This window comes from Siminovitchia terrae, assembly GCF_003605405.2.
Lineage (GTDB): Bacteria > Bacillota > Bacilli > Bacillales > Bacillaceae_C > Siminovitchia > Siminovitchia terrae.
In genome coordinates, this window is the sequence record NZ_QYTW02000010.1 from 1 (window position 1) to 19,626 (window position 19,626).

The 19,626-nt window shown below is 44.5% G+C and carries 17 protein-coding genes and 2 other annotated features; of the genes, 13 read left to right on the forward strand and 4 right to left on the reverse strand.

From position 1 onward, the window contains the following. Positions 1 to 168: 168 nt before the first annotated feature. Positions 169 to 294, forward strand: a complete 126-nt coding sequence (yhfH, locus tag D5F11_RS11525; protein WP_306430238.1) for a protein YhfH — start codon at positions 169 to 171, stop codon at positions 292 to 294. Between the two features lie 249 nt (positions 295 to 543). Here the strand turns inward: yhfH and D5F11_RS11530 are convergent, their stop codons facing one another. Then, positions 544 to 1,665 carry an IscS subfamily cysteine desulfurase gene (locus D5F11_RS11530; protein ID WP_120119355.1) on the reverse strand — a complete coding sequence of 374 codons (1,122 nt, stop codon included), beginning with the start codon at positions 1,663 to 1,665 and terminating at the stop codon, positions 544 to 546. Between the two features lie 104 nt (positions 1,666 to 1,769). Between D5F11_RS11530 and nadB the strand changes: the two genes are divergently transcribed. The 5 genes from nadB to D5F11_RS11555 all read left to right on the forward strand — a co-directional run bounded on the left by nadB (position 1,770) and on the right by D5F11_RS11555 (position 7,139). Then, positions 1,770 to 3,359 carry an L-aspartate oxidase gene (gene nadB / locus D5F11_RS11535; RefSeq protein WP_120119356.1) on the forward strand — a complete coding sequence of 530 codons (1,590 nt, stop codon included), beginning with the start codon at positions 1,770 to 1,772 and terminating at the stop codon, positions 3,357 to 3,359. After that, positions 3,328 to 4,164: a carboxylating nicotinate-nucleotide diphosphorylase gene (nadC, locus tag D5F11_RS11540; protein ID WP_120119357.1), complete on the forward strand. Its 837-nt coding sequence runs from the start codon at positions 3,328 to 3,330 to the stop codon at positions 4,162 to 4,164. Before nadB ends, nadC begins: the two co-directional genes overlap by 32 nt. A gap of 426 nt (positions 4,165 to 4,590) precedes the next feature. Further along, entirely contained in the window at positions 4,591 to 5,697 is a 1,107-nt protein-coding gene (gene nadA / locus D5F11_RS11545; protein WP_120119358.1) for a quinolinate synthase NadA, read from the forward strand. 48 nt (positions 5,698 to 5,745) lie between these two features. Further along, a complete protein-coding gene (locus D5F11_RS11550; protein ID WP_126646565.1) occupies positions 5,746 to 5,946 on the forward strand; it encodes a hypothetical protein in 201 nt (66 codons plus the stop codon). Positions 5,947 to 6,299: 353 nt separating this feature from the next. Continuing rightward, complete coding sequence (locus D5F11_RS11555) at positions 6,300 to 7,139, forward strand: SAM hydrolase/SAM-dependent halogenase family protein (RefSeq protein WP_120119360.1); 840 nt, start codon at positions 6,300 to 6,302, stop codon at positions 7,137 to 7,139. A gap of 182 nt (positions 7,140 to 7,321) precedes the next feature. Here D5F11_RS11555 and D5F11_RS11560 read toward each other — a convergent pair whose 3' ends face one another. Then, positions 7,322 to 9,316 (reverse strand): penicillin-binding transpeptidase domain-containing protein, encoded by a 1,995-nt coding sequence (locus D5F11_RS11560; protein ID WP_120119361.1) that lies wholly within the window; start codon positions 9,314 to 9,316, stop codon positions 7,322 to 7,324. 98 nt (positions 9,317 to 9,414) lie between these two features. Here D5F11_RS11560 and D5F11_RS11565 point away from each other — a divergent pair, with 98 nt between their 5' ends. The 4 genes from D5F11_RS11565 to trpE all read left to right on the forward strand — a co-directional run bounded on the left by D5F11_RS11565 (position 9,415) and on the right by trpE (position 14,675). Beyond that, the gene (locus D5F11_RS11565) at positions 9,415 to 10,344 is read left to right on the forward strand and encodes a manganese-dependent inorganic pyrophosphatase (RefSeq protein WP_120119362.1); all 930 of its coding nucleotides are present in this window, start codon (positions 9,415 to 9,417) and stop codon (positions 10,342 to 10,344) included. Between the two features lie 579 nt (positions 10,345 to 10,923). After that, the gene (pheA, locus tag D5F11_RS11570; RefSeq protein WP_120119363.1) at positions 10,924 to 11,745 is read left to right on the forward strand and encodes a prephenate dehydratase; all 822 of its coding nucleotides are present in this window, start codon (positions 10,924 to 10,926) and stop codon (positions 11,743 to 11,745) included. A 46-nt stretch (positions 11,746 to 11,791) separates the two neighbouring features. After that, positions 11,792 to 12,520 (forward strand): DsbA family oxidoreductase, encoded by a 729-nt coding sequence (locus tag D5F11_RS11575; RefSeq protein ID WP_120119364.1) that lies wholly within the window; start codon positions 11,792 to 11,794, stop codon positions 12,518 to 12,520. A gap of 64 nt (positions 12,521 to 12,584) precedes the next feature. Beyond that, positions 12,585 to 12,829: a binding site (T-box leader), on the forward strand. Between the two features lie 43 nt (positions 12,830 to 12,872). After that, positions 12,873 to 13,129: a binding site (T-box leader), on the forward strand. Between the two features lie 148 nt (positions 13,130 to 13,277). Continuing rightward, positions 13,278 to 14,675 carry an anthranilate synthase component I gene (trpE, locus tag D5F11_RS11580; protein ID WP_245998184.1) on the forward strand — a complete coding sequence of 466 codons (1,398 nt, stop codon included), beginning with the start codon at positions 13,278 to 13,280 and terminating at the stop codon, positions 14,673 to 14,675. A 176-nt stretch (positions 14,676 to 14,851) separates the two neighbouring features. Here trpE and D5F11_RS11585 read toward each other — a convergent pair whose 3' ends face one another. Further along, positions 14,852 to 15,874 carry a YeiH family protein gene (locus D5F11_RS11585; protein WP_245998188.1) on the reverse strand — a complete coding sequence of 341 codons (1,023 nt, stop codon included), beginning with the start codon at positions 15,872 to 15,874 and terminating at the stop codon, positions 14,852 to 14,854. A gap of 226 nt (positions 15,875 to 16,100) precedes the next feature. Here D5F11_RS11585 and D5F11_RS11590 point away from each other — a divergent pair, with 226 nt between their 5' ends. The 3 genes from D5F11_RS11590 to D5F11_RS11600 all read left to right on the forward strand — a co-directional run bounded on the left by D5F11_RS11590 (position 16,101) and on the right by D5F11_RS11600 (position 19,136). Continuing rightward, entirely contained in the window at positions 16,101 to 16,988 is an 888-nt protein-coding gene (locus D5F11_RS11590) for a LysR family transcriptional regulator (RefSeq protein ID WP_120119367.1), read from the forward strand. A gap of 213 nt (positions 16,989 to 17,201) precedes the next feature. Next, the gene (locus D5F11_RS11595) at positions 17,202 to 17,924 is read left to right on the forward strand and encodes a WecB/TagA/CpsF family glycosyltransferase (protein WP_120119368.1); all 723 of its coding nucleotides are present in this window, start codon (positions 17,202 to 17,204) and stop codon (positions 17,922 to 17,924) included. A gap of 144 nt (positions 17,925 to 18,068) precedes the next feature. Next, positions 18,069 to 19,136 (forward strand): glycosyltransferase family 4 protein, encoded by a 1,068-nt coding sequence (locus D5F11_RS11600; RefSeq protein ID WP_120119369.1) that lies wholly within the window; start codon positions 18,069 to 18,071, stop codon positions 19,134 to 19,136. Positions 19,137 to 19,252: 116 nt separating this feature from the next. Here the strand turns inward: D5F11_RS11600 and D5F11_RS11605 are convergent. Beyond that, positions 19,253 to 19,626, reverse strand: a 374-nt coding sequence (locus D5F11_RS11605; RefSeq protein ID WP_143253763.1) for an SH3 domain-containing protein, incomplete at its 5' end; no start/stop codon positions are given.

Here is a 19,626-nt window from a genome sequence, read left to right on the forward strand (position 1 = left end):
GTGTTTGGGTTACCCAAAAACTTGAAAAAAGTATTTGACATTGTACGCTATTCATATTTAGCGCATTTTTTTCGAATTGCATAAAAATAGATGTATAACAGATGTTGACATTACTAATCTGTTATAATACAATGTGTTTAATAACAAAAAAGGAGGCCATCCAAAATGATGCCAATTGAATTTTACAGAAACATATCTGCCAAAGAATGTTGCCAATGCGGTGAAGAAATGAATGAAATGCACGAGTGCTATTTTAATGAATGTGAGCGCTGCCTAAGTAAAACAGAGGAGTAATAAAAATTGAAAAAACTATATGAGAAATCCCCATAATCTGCCTGTTCCCAGTTGAGACAGTGCAGATTATTTTTATTTGGAAAAAGAAAAAGCATCCGGCAAGGCCGAAATGCTGTCAGTGTGATATATAACAGATTGTATTTTTTCTCATACTAAATATCCAGTTGGGTGATAAAACTCAAATTCCGGATCATAAACCTAAGCCACGCCCTCCTTGTATCAACTCGTGATCTAGTTAGCAGGGCTTCCTCATAAATTTTCTCTAACAATTTTTACAAGTGCATCCCCAAGCTGCCTTACATCCTCGCCCTCCGTTTCCCGGCCAAGCGTAATTCGGGTGAATTCTTTTGCTGCTTTCCCTTCAACGCCAAGTGCGACCATTGTCTTTGATGGCGTCTGCATGCTCACCTGGCAAGCGCTTCCTGTCGAGATGGCAAATCCGCGTAGATTCGCTTCATTCATGATTAGCTGACCTTCAAGACCGGCCACCCTTATGCCAATCGTTGAAGGCAAGTCCGCTTCATAAATGATGCACTTTTCCTGAATAGGATCAAGCGAATTTAAAAATTCTTTCCGCAGCTCACGGTAGTGCTCACTGTAAACATCCAATCCAATCACAGCTTTTTCTGCGGCGGCTGACATGGCCACAATTCCTGGCACGTTCACTGTTCCAGGCCGGAATCCCCCTTCGTGGGTGGTACCAGGAACATAGGGATCCCATCGCAGAGCAGGATTTAGATAAACCGCACCAACTCCTTTTGGTCCGTAAAATTTGTGGCTGGAGATCGTCAAGGCATCAACAGAGTGAGCCACCGTTGTCAAATCCACCTTACCGAAAGATTGGACGCAGTCACTGTGAAAAAGAATCCCATTTTCCCGGCAAATCTGGCCGACTTCTTCAATTGGCTGCAGCGTTCCTATTTCAGGATTGGCATGTTGTATGCTGGCTAAGACTGTGTCTTCGCGGACGGCATCTCGGAATCCACCAACATCAATCCGCCCGTCCGGAGAAAAAGGGAGCATTGTGATGTCCCAGCCTGCCTGTCGCAGCTTTTCCATTGAATTTAAAACAGAGGAATGTTCTGCCATTCCAGTGATGATGTGCTTTCCTTTTTTTACCTTGCTAGTCAGTAATGTTTGGATGGCCAAAAAATTGCCTTCAGATCCGCCGCTTGTAAAAAAAACTCCGTCTTTAGATACATCGAAAAATCGGGCAAACTGTGCCCGACTGTATTCCAAAAGCTCATTTGCCTGATCACCTACATCATGAAGGCTGCTTGAATTTCCGTAGTACGTAGATGCCGCCTTTACATAGACTTCCGCAGCTTCCTGATCAAGCGGGCAAGAGGCCGCATAATCGAAATATTTCACCTGGCAAACCTGCTTTCTATTAATTTTAAAAATAACTCTTGTCATAATTGTAATTCTATGTAAATATAAGTGTCAAGACACATGTAAATACCAGGAGGCGTATGATGAAAAAAGCAGATGTTCTTATTATCGGAAGCGGAGTTGCTGCTTTGCAATTGGCGAAGCGCATTCGTGACGAAAAGAATGTGATAATCATCACAAAGTCTTTTTTGAAGAATGGAAATTCCAACCTGGCACAGGGAGGAGTAGCCGCCGCCATCGGGGAAGGTGATCATCCTGACAGCCATTTTGCCGATACACTGGAAGCCGGACGATTCCATAATGACCGCACTGCAGTGTTGAAGGTGACAAGGGAAGCGCCTGGATTGATCAAAAAGCTTTGGGCAGAAGGCTGCCGTTTCGATACAGATGAAGAAGGAAGACTACTGCTTGGAATGGAAGGTGCGCACAGTGAACATCGGATCGTCCATGGAGGCGGGGATGCGACAGGTCAGCGGATCATGGAGCATTTTGAGTCCGCTGTAGCTGGTAAATTTACAATCATTGAAAATACAATTGTATTCGATTTAATCATAGATTCTCGTGGCCGATGCATCGGAGCTAAAGGAAAAAGGACAGATGGAAGCATCGAATCGTTTTTTGCCGATCATATTGTTTTAGCAACAGGTGGATGCGGCCAGCTATACAGTCACACATCCAATGCCGAAACTGTTACGGGTGATGGCATTGCGCTGGCATATAAAGCGGGGGCGGAAATCGCTGACATGGAATTCATCCAATTTCATCCGACTCTTCTTTATTTGAATGGAAAAACTCACGGCTTGATTTCAGAAGCCGTCCGCGGAGATGGCGGAAGTCTCGTCACTGAGGAGGATATCGCAATCATGGAAGGCGTCCATCCAATGGGAAACCTTGCGCCGCGGCATATCGTTGCTCAGACGATTTACGACTATTTACGTGAAGGAAAGCAAATTTATTTGGATGTATCTACAATTGAGAATTTTGCTGAGCGGTTTCCGACAATTACCGCCTTGTGTGAAAAAAATCACGTAGATTGGAAGAAGCGGATACCCGTTGCACCTGGAAGTCACTTTTTAATGGGCGGTGTGAAAACCGATCTCATTGGGCGGACAAGTATCAAAGGATTATATGCTATCGGTGAGGCCGCCTGCACGGGCTTGCATGGCGCGAACCGCTTAGCAAGCAACTCATTGCTGGAAGGACTTTTTATGGGGAAAAAATTGTCCGAATGGATTAATGAGGGCGGCGAAAAGAATGGAATGGAAAAAAGGGATGCTGAATTTCCGGAAAACAGACGTCCGCTCACCGAGATCAACAATCGTGACATGCGGCTGCCGGAAATCGAGGACATCAAGCGAACCATGATGGACAATGCAGGAATTGTCCGGTCTGAAGAGGGGTTGCTCAAACAGAAGCATTGGCTGGAAGGCTTTCAAATAGAGGAATGGCTGAATACGGACCTTGGGCATTTAACGTTCGAAGAATTGACGCGGGTGTCCATGCTTATCACATCATGGCTGATCACAGATTCAGCAATGAAAAGAACGGAAAGCAGGGGAGGGCATTTTCGCAGCGACCACCCTTGTGAAAAAAATCACGATTGGATTGGCAGGCAAATCATCCAAAGAAGGAATGAAAACAATGAACAAATTGAAACTGCGGTTGCAACTTGAACAATTTTTCCTTGAAGATATCGGAGACCGTGACGTCACGAGCCAAATATTTGGAGATGGGCAGCGAGGCGAAGTCAATTTTATTGCAAAAGAAAGCGGCGTATTCTGTGGGGAAGAAATTATCCGGACAGGGTATCCGCTTCTCGATCCGGAACTGCGGTATGAAATCTTTGTCCGTGATGGAGAGAAAATTGAGAAAGGGCAGGTGCTTGCGACCGTAAAGGGACCAGTGTCCAGCGTGTTAAAAGGCGAGCGCGTCATTCTGAACCTTGTTCAGAGAATGAGTGGTATCGCAACGAAAACGCAGCAATCCGTTAAAGCGCTAGACAGTGAACATACGAAAGTTTGCGACACAAGGAAAACAACCCCTGGTTTGAGGATGCTCGAAAAATACGCTGTCCGTTGCGGCGGTGGGCAAAATCATCGCTACGGTTTGTATGATGGGGCAATGTTAAAAGACAACCACATCTCATTCGCTGGATCAATCGCTGACGCGGTGGCAGCCGTTCGGGAAAAGGCGGGACATATGGTCAAAGTTGAAGTCGAAACCGAAACGAAGGAAATGGTGCTCGAAGCCGTAGCTGCAAAGGCGGATGTCATCATGTTCGACAACAGGACCCCAGAAGAAATTCGGGAGTGGATTGAACTGATCCCGGAAAGTATTGTGACAGAGGCCTCCGGTGGAATCACAATGGAGAACCTCGTATCGTATCGCGACACGGGCGTCGATTATATTTCGCTTGGATTTTTGACCCATTCCGTTTCTGCGCTGGATATAAGCGCAAAGGTAAAGATCGGAGATTGAGCGGTGGAGCGAGATTTCAGGGATGAAAAAACTCGGTGATACACAAATTACTCTTCGGAAATCAGAAATACTCCTGAGTTTGTGTAAATACGATCCGAAGTTCAAGGATACTGCCTGTTTTCCGGAATGACTATCCGAAGTTCGAGAATACTGTCTGGTTTTTGTAAATACAATCCGAAGTTTAGAAAAACTGTCAAGTTATCCGGAATTACTGTCCGAAGTTCAAGAATACTATCCAGTTTTCGTAAATACAATCCGAAATCCAGAAATATTGTCGAGTTTCCGGAATGACTATCCGAAATTCAAGAATACTATCCACTTTGTCCACTTTACTATCTGGCAGAAGCGCCGGACCGTTTCAGGGGAACAAACTACTGCGGAGCAGCGAAGCCTGCTTATTTTATAATGAGGGAGGAATATAGAGGTATGAGTATTTTTCAAACGTTGGAAAAGCAGACAAATGTGCTGTCGGAAAAGTATCGAAACATGTCAACGGAGGAGCTTGAGAAGAGGGTGCGCGCTGTGAAGGCTGCACTTGGAAACAAGCTTTATATTCCTGGACATCATTATCAAAAGGATGAAATCATCCAATTTGCCGATGCTACCGGCGATTCGCTGCAGCTTGCACAGCTTTGTGAAAAGAACGAGGAAGCGGAACACATCGTATTTTGCGGCGTCCATTTTATGGCGGAGACGGCGGATATCCTGACAACAAAGGAACAAAAAGTCTATTTGCCGGACATGCGTGCGGGCTGCTCAATGGCGGACATGGCCGACATTTATCAGACTGAGCGTGCGTGGGAAAAGCTGACTGCCATATTTGGAGATACGATTCTTCCACTCACTTATGTCAATTCGACCGCTGCAATCAAGTCGTTCGTTGGGGAAAATGGCGGTGCAACTGTCACTTCGTCCAACGCCGAAGAGATGGTTCGCTGGGCTTTTGAGCAAAAAGATAGAATCTTGTTTTTACCGGACCAGCATCTCGGACGAAACACGGCATACAACTTGGGCGTAGGTCTGGATGAAATGGCCGTCTGGAATCCGATCACGGATGAACTGGAGTTCGACGGACCTGTTGAGAAAATAAAAGTTCTGCTATGGAAAGGGCATTGCTCTGTTCATGAGAATTTTACAGTGAAAAATATCGAAGATGTTCGGAGCAAACATCCCGAAATGAAGGTACTTGTCCATCCGGAATGCTCACGTGAAGTCGTCGCACTTTCAGATATGAATGGGTCAACAAGCTATATTATCAAGGTGATCGAAAATGCTGATCCAGGATCTGCCTGGGCGATTGGAACAGAAATGAATCTGGTAAACCGTCTCATTAAGGATCATCCCGACAAGCATATCATTTCATTGAATCCGCATATGTGCCCGTGTTTGACGATGAATCGGATTGACCTCCCGCACCTTGTTTGGTGTCTCGAAACGATTGCCGAGGGCGAGGAGCACAATGTGATTGAAGTAGACGATAAAACAGCAAAATTCGCAAAGTTGGCGCTCGATCGTATGTTGGAGCTTTCATAAGTATTTAACTTCATTTAGCAGAAATCTCCCACTTCTGCAAGTGGTGAGATGAAAGCATATTGGTATTCCATTCAGTGGGGGTTCAAACCCCGGCTGAATAAAGTTAAAGCCTCCGGCGGATGCCACAGATTTTTAGAGGAAATTTATCGAGCGGAGCTCGATAAAATCTGGGCGCAAATACGCCAAGGCGCATTTGATTCCGAAAAAAAAACGCTGGAAGGCGTTTTTTCTTTTTTCCAAAGGAAATGAAATAGAGGTACCTGGTAGGAGAAAACGTGGAGTAACGAACTTGCTTGTGGAATTCGCACACCCTTTCTGGGAGAGTGGACTATTTTTCCAGAGGCTTGTTTGAATGGAAACTCGCTTTTTTTCATGGATTCCCCAGCATTGCGGTAAAAGGTTTCGGCTGATGTAACCGAAGGAAGAACAGCGGCAAACCCTCGTGTCTTTGTCGCTTATTTGCTATTCCCCTTCCAATTCCGGATGAAACTACAGAGAGCTTTGACAAAGAGCGATGTGTGTATTAAGATAGCGTATTATTCGTATCAATATTTTTCAACCAAAAATTATTCGAAATTTCATAATAAGAGAGGAAGAAGACGGTGGGCAACCCTTTAATACTTCAATCGGATTTTGGCTTAGGTGATGGTGCGGTCAGTGCCATGTATGGAGTGGCTAATTCTGTGAACCAGAACCTGAAAATCTATAATCTCACTCATGAAATTCCCCCATTTGATATATGGGAGGGTTCTTACCGGCTGCTGCAGACAATTGCTTATTGGCCGGAAAACTCAGTCTTTGTTTCGGTCGTGGATCCAGGAGTGGGAACCGACCGCAACAGCGTTGTCGCTCGAACTGCATCCAATCACTTTGTCGTTACGCCGGATAACGGGACGCTCACGCATATCAATAAAGAAATCGGGATCACTGAAATGAGGATGATTGATGAAAAGGTCAACCGCCTGCCGAATTCTGGCGCATCCCATACGTTTCATGGTAGGGATATTTATGCCTACACAGGTGCGCGGCTAGCTGCGGGAGTCATCAGCTTTGAACAGGTGGGGCCGCAGATTGATCTGGAAAACCTTGTTATGCTTCCTTCCATGGATGCCAACATGTCGGATGGAGTGCTGCATGGAATCATTGATGTTCTCGATGTGCGTTATGGAAATGTATGGACAAACATCAGTCGCTCTTTACTGATCGACCTGCAGGTTCAGTATGGTGATTTAGTAAAAATTACGATCGAACACGAATCCGCCATCGTATTTGAGAGGGAGATGGTCTATGGGAGATCCTTCGCCGCGACTGAAAAAGGGGAGTCGTTGATTTATATCAACTCGCTTGACAACGTCGCAGTCGCTATCAACCAGCAATCCTTTGCCCAAAAATACAAAATTGGAACTGGCGTCGATTGGAAAGTTTTTATAAAAAAATCATAGATCGAAATAAAGAGGAAACCGGACGCGGGGCGTCCGGTATTTGATTGTTTCGTATTTTTGGGGTCAGACCCCCAGGACTTTAAAGTGGTAACGCATTAACGTAATGGGGGTCAGACCCCAACAACAAGACCCCAATAAAAAGGCAGTCCCAAAGGACTGCCTTTCGCGGTCGTACCACCCTCTTATTTTTCGAACACTTTTTTCACTCGATCTACTGCCGGCTTTGAACCACCCCGGCCCAAAACGTCTTCGACCATCATGGCCACTAGCATGTCTGGTTTTTCTGTATCATAAGCTACGAAGAAGCCATTCTCTTTTCCTTTTTCACCTTGTTTTACCTTCAATTCGGCAGTCCCGGTTTTTCCAGCAATTCGCTTACCAGCGATTTTGGCACCGCGTGCCGTTCCTTTCGGGTCCTCGACGACTTTCAGCAAGGCATTCTGAATATCTACTGCAGTTTTTTCACTCATGACGCTTTTTTTCCAGGTAGCACCATCCGTCTCACCTTTTACTAAGATAGGCTGGATTATATTTCCTTTATTCATAAGGGGGGTATATGCTGTTGCCAAATGGACGATGTTCATTTCAATCTGTCCCTGTCCATAGGAGGAATCAGCCAATGCAATGTCCGTATCAATTTTACCAATTTTCGATTGTTCCAGCGGGAAAGCATAGTCCGGGATATCCTCTTCAAACCCGAAAGTCTTCAGTCCTGCCACAAACTTATCTTTACCAAGGTCTAATGCAGTCCTTGCAAAGAAAATATTATCTGAGAGTACAAGCGCTTTTTCCAGATTAACTGCTCCGTTCGTGTCAGAGACTCTTGTTACGGAATAACCCCCCCACGAAGAATCTTTTTGCCAGGACAATCCCTTGATATCATATGTTTTGTTCCAATCAACCGCGCCTGCTTCCAGTGCGATCGCTGTCGTGATCGGCTTCATCACAGAACCTGGTGCGTAGCCATTTTTGAATCTGGTCATTAACGGTTCTTTCTTATTCTTTTCGATTTTCTCCCAATCCTTTGCTGTCGCACCCAATGACAATGTATTAGGGTCGAAGCTTGGGCTGCTCACCAACGCGAGTGTTTCACCACTTACTGGGGTAAGTGCGGCAGCCGTTCCTGTTTCGTCTTTTAATTCGTTAAAAATTTTATTCTGAACACCGGCATCAATTGTCAGCTGAATGTCTTCCCCATCTTTGACTTCTTTTTCCGCTAACACTTCTTCCGTTCCATCTTTCTTGTTGATGACAATTTTAACGCCATTTTCGCCTTTCAGCTTCTTTTCAAAAACCTGCTCCAAGCCTCTTTTGCCAATCACATCCGAGCTTTGGTATTGACTGTCTGCTTTTTCCAGCTCTTCGGCTGTAATCGGCCCCACATATCCAATCAAATGGGCAGCTGCTTCACCAAGCGGGTACACCCGTGCTTGGACAGTGCGATTATTGACAGAAGGGATGGCTGTAAGTTTTTCCAATAAATCATTGGCATCACCCGGAATCTTTTTGATGGGTACAAAGTGTTCCGGTTCAACCCAGGAGGCAGAGAGGTCTTTTGTGATCTTTTCTTCGCTCAATCCAAGCAAGTCGGCAACTTTCTTGATGATTTTTTCCTCATCGTCGCCCATCTCGCCAGGGATAATGCCGATTTCGGTCACTTTTCCAGTCGCAGCAAGGTCTGCCCCGTTTTTATCAACGATATCGCCGCGTTTGGCCGGAGTAGTCGGAAGACTAAGTTTGTCACCTTCTTCCAGATTTGGAAAAATAAATCCCGTATCCCAGCTCACAAACCAGCTTTTAGCGTCGTCCCGCTCTTCTTTTTTCAACACAGCGGTATGGTCAAACGCGATTTCGCCTGCAAGACTGTCCATTTTTACATGAAAAGGAAATTTGACGATTCCATCCTTTTCCTCTACTTCTTCAGGAGCCTTGAAGTCCACTTTTAAGTTTTTTATCTGCAAATCGCTGTAGATTTTTTTATATCTATCCGTAAAATCTTTCTTTGAAACTTTTTCCTGCGCTTCTTCGGAGAGATAATCATACATCTTATCAAAATTCTGCTTATTCCATTCTTGAACATAAGCTGTGAAACGTTCTTCAGGCTTCGGCTCCTTGTTGCAGCCGGTGATTAACACAATACTAATCAGCAATAACAACATTCCGAACCATTTTTTCATATGTACACGCCTCCTCACCTTGTCATTTTAACACTAAGATACCTTGATATGTTAAAATAGTTATCATAAAAAATCATCAGAAAACAAGGAGTAGAGTCATGGAAAAAATTCTCATTTTTGGTCATAAAAATCCTGATACAGATTCCATTTGTTCAGCGCTTGTCTATGCTGATTTAAAAACAAAATTAGGAGAAAACGTAGAACCGGTCCGCCTCGGAGCTGTGAATGGTGAAACGGAATACGCGCTTAAGACGTTTAACGCGGAAGCGCCGCGTGAAGTGAGCACAGTGTCGAATGAAGTAAGCAAGGTCATTCTGGTTGACCACAACGAACGCCCGCAGAGTGCAGATGACATTCAAAAAGTCCAAGTTGTCGAGGTCATTGACCACCACCGAGTCGCTAACTTTGAAACAAGCGAACCGCTTTACTTCCGTGTGGAGCCTGTTGGCTGTACAGCAACCATTTTGAAAAAAATGTATGAAGAAAACGGTGTGGAAATCGATAAAGATATTGCAGGGCTCGCATTGTCAGCGATCATTTCAGACTCTCTTCTTTTTAAATCTCCAACTTGCACGGAGCGCGACGTTCAGGCTGCCCGCGAGCTTGCTGAAATCGCAGGTGTGGATCCAGAAGAATATGGAATGAACATGCTGAAAGCGGGAGCGGACGTTAGCGACAAAACAGCGGAAGAATTGTTGTCACTGGATGCGAAGCCATTCCAAATGGGACAAGCCAAAGTTGAAATTGCACAAGTGAATGCTATCGGGGTTGAGGAGATCCTTGCACGCAAAGCTGAAATTGAAGAGGCGATGGAGCGTGCAGTGGAAGAACGCGGATTGGACCTGTTCCTGTTTGTCGTTACAGACATTTTGACAAACGACTCTACAGCAATTGCCAGCGGAAAAGCGGCACAAAGCGTTGAGCAGGCATTCAACGTATCATTGGATCAAAACCAATGCGTATTAAAAGGTGTCGTCTCTCGCAAAAAACAGATCGTCCCAACTTTGACAGACGCATTAAGCAAATAAAAAAGTGGTAAGTTCCGGTTGTAAGCCGGAACTTCTTTCTAATAAGGAACTATTTCGAGATAGGGGTGGAGCGTTTAGAGATTAAGCGCAGGCAGTTTGCAATGTCGTGGGGAATTATTCTCACAGATCGGGAAGGGAAGCCGTGAATTGCTTGTTCATGAAATTCATACGTCGAGTTACCTTGTGCATAGAAGCATGAACAATTACAGGGAGAACCCGAGCATAACCTGCGCAATTTAACCCAGGAATCCGAGTGGCTGAGGAAGCCCTTGATCATGAGTATGAACATGTGTAATCAACTAAGCGCAGCTTTGACGAACTCCCACATAAGTACTTGTGGAATTTGAGGTTCAGTATGACGACATGCTGGCTAACTTCTGGAAGAATTCATACATAAAAGTATGAATTTTATAAAATTCTCTGGTTGAACGCTTGCATTTGTCTCACCTCTTGATCATGTAATTAGCGGATGGGCTAGTCACTTTTTTCAAGAATCACAGCTTAATCAGGGTTTCGTAAGACGAAGGAGCTTGAGCAGGAGGTTTCTCCATTCAATTTTTCATTAAAGGGGTATTTAATTTGAAGGTTGCGTATTTAGGTCCGAAAGGGACTTTTTCAGAAGAAGCTGCGTTACGCTTTTTTCCGACTGATGGAACGGAGCTCGTGATGTACGACGGGATTGTCGATGTGCTCGAAGCGGTGGCGGAGCATGAAGTGAATAAGGGTATTGTACCGATTGAAAATGCGATTGAAGGTACAATCACAATGACAACGGACGGCTTGATTAATCATGATGTATGGATCGAAGGAGAGGCCATTTTACCGATTGCCCTTCATTTGCTGACGGTAGAAGGGGCGGATGTCGACGATATCAGTGAAATCTGGTCGATTGGCCCGGCTCTTGCCCAGTGCAGGGATTTTACCCGGAAGCTCCAGGCGAAGACGAAGCATTTCAGCAGCACGGCGAATGCAGCGGAATCTCTTGTTAAAGCTAATAACAAAAACGCGGGTGCCATTGCGTCAGAGCTGGCGGCTGACACATTTGGACTAGAGATTGCTAAAAGAAATATCCAGGATTTCGAAGGCAATTCAACTAGGTTCCTAATCGTCACGAATGAAAAACCTGAAGTTTCGAAGTCCCTCAAATCGATGCTGCTTATCACGCCTGGCGAGGACAGACCTGGTTTGCTCGCAATCATTCTGAACGTCTTTTCATCGTTAGATATCAACTTGTCGTGGATCGAATCGCGTCCTACGAAGAAGAAGCTTGGAACATATCGCTTTTTTGTTGAAGCTCAAATGGGCGTGCAAGAGGTCAATATGCAGAAAGCAATTACTATTTTGCGTACATACGGCCACAATGTGCGTATTCTGGGAAGCTACGATGCAAAAAAATTGTAGGCGGACTATATTTAAGATACTCTTCTTATAAAAAGGGGTGCTAAATATGAAAATTGAAATCTGGTCAGACTATGCCTGTCCGTTTTGTTATATCGGGAAGCGTCGGTTGGAGCAGGCTTTGGAAAAATTTCCTCATCGGGAGCAGGTAGAGGTCAAATTTAAAAGCTATGAGCTAGATCCAAACTCTCCGCGTGATTTAAATCAAGATATTCACGAAATTCTTTCAGATAAATATGGCGTAAGCGTTGATGAGGCGAAACGAATGAACCAGGGGATTGGTCAGCAGGCTTCAGAAGTAGGATTGACATTCAATTTTGATAAGATGATTCCAACGAATACATTCGATGCACACCGCCTGACTCATTTTGCAAAAACAAAAAATATGGATCAGCAACTGGCAGAAAAGCTACTGTATGCGCATTTCACTGAGTCCAGACATTTAGGTGACCATGAAGTGCTTGCAGATATTGCTGAGGAAACAGGCATCGACCGTAATGAGGCACTGTCTTTTTTAGCCGATGAAACAGCTTTGGCTCATGAGGTTCGCGGAGATGAACAGGTTGCTCAGCAAATGGGTGTTCGGGGGGTCCCATTTTTTGTTATTAATCAAAAATATGGAATTTCCGGTGCACAGCCGACTGAAACGTTTCTGAGTGCACTTGAAAAAGTATGGCAAGAAGAACATTCAACACCTGTGCTGCAGGATCTTTCGGGGAGCGATTCACAAGGTGCAGCCTGTTCGGATGGGAGCTGCGATCTTCCTGATAAGAAATAAAAAAATATATTGACATTACGGACAAATTTTTATATTATCAATACAATCAAAATGAACTTTCGAAGATTCAGCGTCGACGAAGAAGAGTACCCTCCGTGAAACAAAAAGAGAGCTGGTGGTTGGTGCAAACCAGTGTGGAGCGTCAGGGGAATGGGCTTCCGAGCTTTCAAACCGAACCTGATTCGTTCAGCAGTAGGCTTTGACGAACATCCCGTCGTTATATGGGAACACGCATGGAAGTTTCGTGCGTATTTGAGAGAGCTTTTTATGAAGCTAAAAAAGGTGGCAACGCGGTCCCTCGTCCTTTCGGATGAGGGGCCTTTTTGTCTTTTAACGAACAAAATTTAATACAGCAATCGCGTTGAGCAAGAGGAGTACGTCCGAGCATTTTCGCATACAGAGAGCCGGTGTTGGTGTGAATCCGGTGCGCAAAACTCGGGCAGAATGGACTTGCGAGCTGTTTCCTGAACAGTAGTAGGGAAACACGGAATTCCACCGTTATATGGATAGGACATCGGAAAAGTGTGGGCATTTTTCCCGTGTCTGAATAAGATGGAGAGAATTCATTCTCCAATACGAGGTGGTACCGCGGTTATGATCGCCCTCGAGCAAGCAACGTTGCTTGTTCGAGGGCTTTTTTCATTGGGGATCATCATTGTGGGGGCTGACCCCCAATGCGGTACCGCGTTAATGTACTGGGGGTCAGACCCCAAAAAAAGACCCCAAAAAAAGCTTAAAAAAGAAAGGAAAATGGACATTGAATACAACAGCAAAAAATATAAGCATGAAAATGACAAAGCTAAATGCAGACGTGTTAACGCCAATCACAGTCTTTTTGCGGCTGGAAGGAACGAAAAAGTTCTTACTGGAAAGTTCTCTCAAACATAATGAACAGGGACGCTATTCATTTATAGGTGTCAATCCGATCAAGGAATTTACAGCGGAAGGTGAGATTGCAAAGGTCATTTCTTCAGATGGAAAGGAACTGCTAAAAGAAGCTGGCCTGCCGCTCAAAACACTGCAGAAGGTCCTGCCAAAAGTTAAAGTGGATCTCCCGTTTCCGTTTTATGGAGGAGCCGTTGGTTATGTAGGGTATGATGCGATTCGGCAATATGCAGATATCGGTGGAGTCTTGGAAGACGAGATCGGGATGCCAGACATTCATTTTCTAGTCTACGAAGACGTCATTGTATTTGACCACCTTGCACAGTCTATCTATATCCTTGCCATTGATTTGGATGGAAAGCGTTCGGAAGAACAGCTCGAATTACGGGTCGCGGAAATCGAGAGCCAAATTTTTCAAGGGAAAGTGGATGAATCCTTGGAAGCATATGAAATTGAATTCCAGCCGCAGTTAGAAAAAGAAGAATTTATGGCAAGGATCCAAAAGGCAAAGGATTGCGTCTTGGCTGGCGAAGTAGAGCAAGTTGTCCTTTCCCAAAGGATGAGCGGAAAAGTGAAGGCAAATCCATTTCATTTTTACCGGGTACTCAGAAACTCTAATCCCTCTCCATATATGTTCTTTGTCGATTTTGGAGAGTATGTTGTGCTGGGCGCTTCGCCCGAAAGCTTCATCAAATCGAAAGGACAGCAGATGAGCACCAATCCTATTGCGGGAACTCGGCGGAGAGGGCGGACCGAGGAAGAGGATAAGGCGCTTGCTGTCGAGCTTTTGTCCGATGCAAAAGAGCTATCCGAGCACCGCATGCTCATCGATTTGAGCCGTGAGGATATGAAGAAAATTTGCGTCCCCGAAACCATTCACGTTCTCAAGGAAATGAAAATTGAATTCTATCGCCATGTCATGCATATCGTCTCTGAATTGGAAGGAACCCTAGCCGAAGGAAAAACCGGACTTGATGCATTGATCTCATGTTTGCCAGCCGGAACTGTCTCTGGTTCACCAAAGGTGCGGGCTATGCAAATCATCAACGAATTGGAAGACGTAAAGCGAGGTGTTTACTCCGGCGCACTCGGATACGTCAATGCCAATGGGGACGTCGACTTCGCGCTCGCAATCCGCTCGTTGGTGATCAAAAATGACCGTGCTTATTTGCAGGCTGGTGCCGGAATTGTTCATGATTCAAAGGTGGAACTGGAATATAAGGAAACAATCAACAAGGCGAATGGGCTGCTGAAGGCGCGCCCAATGTAGGAGAAGGGGGCGGCCGCCGAGCCGCTCCTCCTTCATTTGTGATGTAAAAAAATAGTCCAAATGTTGGCTGACTATTGGAGAGGAAATTTGTCCGTGATACAATGTGTGTGCAATTTTATAAAGTGCTTCTATTCTCGCCCGTACACACAAACAAGTTTGACCTCACGCAATCCCCTTTACACTAATACAAACGCCATAATTGACAACACAACCGACGCAATGCCCATTGCAATCAACGGTTTCAAAGCTTTCTTCCTTACATCCATTAAACTGACGTTCAAACCCAGCCCCACCATCGCAGCGGTCAACAGCCAAGTCGTGCCGCTTTCAACCACCGTCATCACGCTATTCGGAACAACGACAACTGGTCCGATCACATAGGTTCCAATTAAGCTCATCGCAATGAATCCCAGCAAAAACATAGGAAAGCCAACCTTTGCTCCGTCCGCCGCCTTGGCCCCCGCTTTTGTTTTCATCCAATACATTAAAATAAAGCATAGGGGCACCAATAAGAAGACGCGTCCCAACTTGGCCAACAGTGCGATTCCGAGCGCTTCCTGTCCGCCGGGCGCCCCAGCCAAGACCACATGAGCAATTTCATGAAGGCTCATCCCTGTCCATGCGCCGTACTCTGCTGGCGTCAACGGTAAAATCGGACGTAAAATCGTATACACAATCCCGAAAATCGTTCCCATCAAAGCGATGATTCCGACACTGATTGCTGTATCATCGTCCTCAGCATTGATAATGGGCGCCACAGCCGCTATGGCGGCCGCTCCGCACACACCGGTTCCAACTCCGAGCAGCAGGGAGATTGTCGGATTCGCCTTCATTTTTTTCGCCAACCACATGGTCAGCAAAATCGCAACGATGATGATTCCGACATCACGTACAAGTAATCCGAGTCCATCTTCCAAGACTGTATGGATATTCAATTTTAACCCATATAAAACGATTGCTGCACGTAACAATATTTTAGATGAGAAATTGATTCCTGCTTTTAAGGCGTTCGGATACCCGAACAACTGCCTGTAGGCAACTGCAATCATAATCGCTGATGCCATCTGTCCCACCAAGCTGAAACCAGGAACCTTTGCTAATAAAAAGCCCAGGAACGCAATGAAAAAAGTAAAAGCGATTCCGCCGATCCACAATCCGGTTGAATGATTCTTAGGTGAAGGAACTGCTTTCTCGGCCATTGCTCTGCTTTCATCTCCTTTATCTTTTAAAATGCCCAAACCGATCATCCTTCCATTCAGTACTTTGATTTTAGAATAAAGGATTTAAGTGTATAAGAAAAATAAATCATTATAATAGTAATGATAAGCAAATTATATAAGGGGTCTTATAAGGGGTCTGACCCCCACTACGTTAATGCGTTAACGTGTTGGGGATTAGACCCTCGATAAGGAGAGTGATTAAAATATGGATCAGCAACTGGCAGTGTTTATTGCAGTGGCAGAAAAGAAGAATTTTTCACGGGCAGCGGAAGAGCTGCATATGACTCAGCCTGCAGTAAGCCAGTACATCCAAGCCTTTGAACGAGAAGTGGGGACGCGGCTTCTTGAGCGGACAAATAAATATGTTAAGCTGAACAAGGCAGGAGAGGTTGTTTACGACCATGCAAAGGAAATAATCGGTCTTTACACAAAAATGCAGCGACTTGTCGATGACCTGACGAACAAGACAAGCGGCCCGCTCGCAATTGGAGCGAGCTACACATTCGGGGAATATATTCTTCCTCACGTCATTGCAAACATGCTTGAGGACCATCCGTTGGTTACACCGACCATTTCAATTGGAAATACTCGTGACATTGCTGAATTAGTATCGAAGCATCAGATGGACGTGGGAATCGTGGAAGGGGATTTTCAGCATGATAAGTTGGTGATCGAGCCATTCGCAGAGGACAACATGTTCATAGTGGCGGCGCCTGACCATCGTCTTGCCAAAATGAAAAAAGTTATTCCCCAGGACTTGGAAGAAGAAAGATGGATTGTTCGCGAAGTGGGCTCTGGCACAAGAAAGGCGGCGGACAACATGTTCGAGTCGTTAAAAATATCACCTGAACATTTGATGGAATTCGGAAGCATTCAACTCATCAAAGAATCAGTAGAGGCAGGCCTGGGTATCAGCCTGCTTTCACAATGGGCCATCAATAAAGAACTCTCTGCTGGGACATTAAAAAAGGTTCAAGTAGACGCTCTTCCTTTCACGAGGAAATTTTCCATTGTAACTTCAAGTCCCTACAGGACAAAGGCATTGGACACGTTCTTGGAATTCGTCCGGAAAGTCTCTTCCGAGGGGGCCTGACCCCCGTTGCGTTAATGCGTTAACGTGTTGGGGGTCAGACCCCAGATGGAGTAGTGATAAGCGTCACAAAAAGAATTGAAATAAAATTTTAACCTTTATATTTGATGACCGTGGTATAATAATTGTTGATATTATAGAAAATATCAACAAATTATCTGCAAAATTTGATATAATAGATCATCAGTCCAGATGAATTTCATAATGGAGCAAATCATGTCAAAAAAAGTGGACGTACTCGGCATCAAGTTTGATCATACAACCAAAACAGAAACAGTCAACACATTAAAAAGCCTTATAAAAGAAAATAAAAAAACATTCATAGTTACGGCAAACCCGGAAATTGTTATGCATGCTCAAAGGGATCCGCAATATAAAAAGATTCTTCAGTCTGCAGATTACATAATGCCTGACGGCATCGGTATTGTAATGGGCGCCAAGCTTTTGAAAAATCCGCTTCCGGAGAGAATTCCGGGTTTTGATTTGATGAAGGATTTGCTTAACATAGCAAATGAGGAACACTTTCGAGTTTTTTTTCTGGGAGCTAGGGAAGATGTGTTGAATAAAGCAATTGCCAATGTAAAACATGAATACCCCGACATTCAAATTGCCGGCTGTCACCATGGCTTTTTTAACGAAAATGATCCAGAAATCGTAGATATGGTGAAAGGCTCAAATCCCGACATGGTATTTGTTGCATTGGGATTTCCTAGACAGGAGAGATGGATCAGCCAAAACTCCCATTTGTTTGACAAAGGTATTTTTATGGGAGTGGGCGGGAGCTTCGATGTACTCTCGGGAACCGTTAAACGTGCACCTGGACTTTGGCGGAAGCTGAATGTTGAATGGCTGTATCGCTTGATCAAGCAGCCTCAAAGGTGGAAAAGGATGGCGTTCCTTCCACTATTTATCCTGAAAGTACTGCGCTCAAGAAGGTAGACTTCAAGTCTAGTTGAAAACTTGCTTTATGATGTATTTTAATATAGTAAACTAGCTATGCCTTATTTTGGCTGTTTTTCTTTAAAATGGCCTGGATAGGATGGATGAATTTTTGCAATCCTGTATATAAGGAGGGGTACAAAGTTGGAATTTTTAATCTTAATACTTTGTTTTATAGCCTCAGTTTTAATAACCCCTTTAGTAAAAAAATTTGCGCTAAAATTTAAAATAACAGATAAACCGAATTACAGGAAGGTGCATTCAACATTAATGCCCAGATTGGGTGGTTTGGCCATATATATTAGTTTCCTGATTGGGCTCTTAATATTCAGGCCGCAGGATCCTCATATGATTTATTTGGTCATCGGCAGTTTGATCATTATCGCAACTGGAATGTTGGATGACATATATGACATCGCCCCAAAATATAAGCTGTTAGGGCAGATATTAGCTGCGGCCGTGGCGATCATGGGCGGTTTTGACCTTGAATTTATCAACCTTCCGTTCGGAGGAGAACTGCAATTCGGTTACTTAACCGTCCCCGTTACAATCCTTTGGATTGTCGGAATCACAAACGCCATCAATTTAATTGATGGATTGGACGGCCTTGCGGCAGGCGTTTCCTCCATAGCGCTTATAACGGTCAGCTTCATGGCTTTTTTACAAGGGGATTTATTTGTGTTGACCATTGCCATGATGGTTTTGGGAAGCACATTAGGTTTTTTGGTTTACAATTTTTATCCGGCAAAAATATTCATGGGCGATACAGGAGCATTGTTCCTTGGTTACATGATTGCCTTGCTTTCATTGCTCGGATTTAAAAATATCACTTTTTTCTCTTTGGTTATTCCGGTTATCATTTTGGGGGTTCCCATTTCGGACACCTTCTTTGCAATCATAAGAAGGTTGATCAATAACAAACCATTGCTGGCACCTGATCAATATCATATGCATCATCGCCTGCTGAAATCTGGCTTTTCACATCGTCAGAGTGTGTTGCTCATCTACGGAATTGCCGTAATGTTCAGCTTGGCAGCCGTCATCTTCTCCATGTCGACCGTGTGGGGATCGCTGCTATTGCTTGTAATATTGCTCATCGCCATCGAAATTTTTGTAGAAGTTGTGGGCCTCGTCAGCAAGGATTATAAACCGCTCCTTCGCATCGTGGAAGGGAAACAGGCACAACGCGTAGAACGCAGAAAAAGAGCATGAGAACGGATATACCAATCCGGGCTTATGCTTTTTATTTTTGTGCGAAATAATGCCTTATGAAAAACAAAGACCTAACCTAAGTGGCAACTGCTGCTTAGGTTAGGTCTTTTAATAGCTTATCGTATCAAATACTGACCACTGACAAAGCCAATTTTTCCTTTAAAGTTTATACGGTACCATCCGTTTGAAGTTTTGCCTGTTACTTTGACTTTATTTCCACGAGTTAAGCTTCCGATCTTTGAGTGGGAAGCAGTGTTTCCTGAACGCACATTTAATGTGCTAGCAGTGACTTTGTATGTCCCGCTAGCTTTTGACACCTTAATTTGGTTAGTTTGCGGTGCGGGTTTTGATACAGGCTTAGCTTTCAAATAAGCGCCGTTAACAAATCCGTTTTTCCCTTTAAACTTAATTTGGTACCAGTTGTTAGAGGTTTTCCCAGTAACAGAGACTTGCTGGTTCTTTTTAAGAGACCCCAGTGAGCTGTATGCTG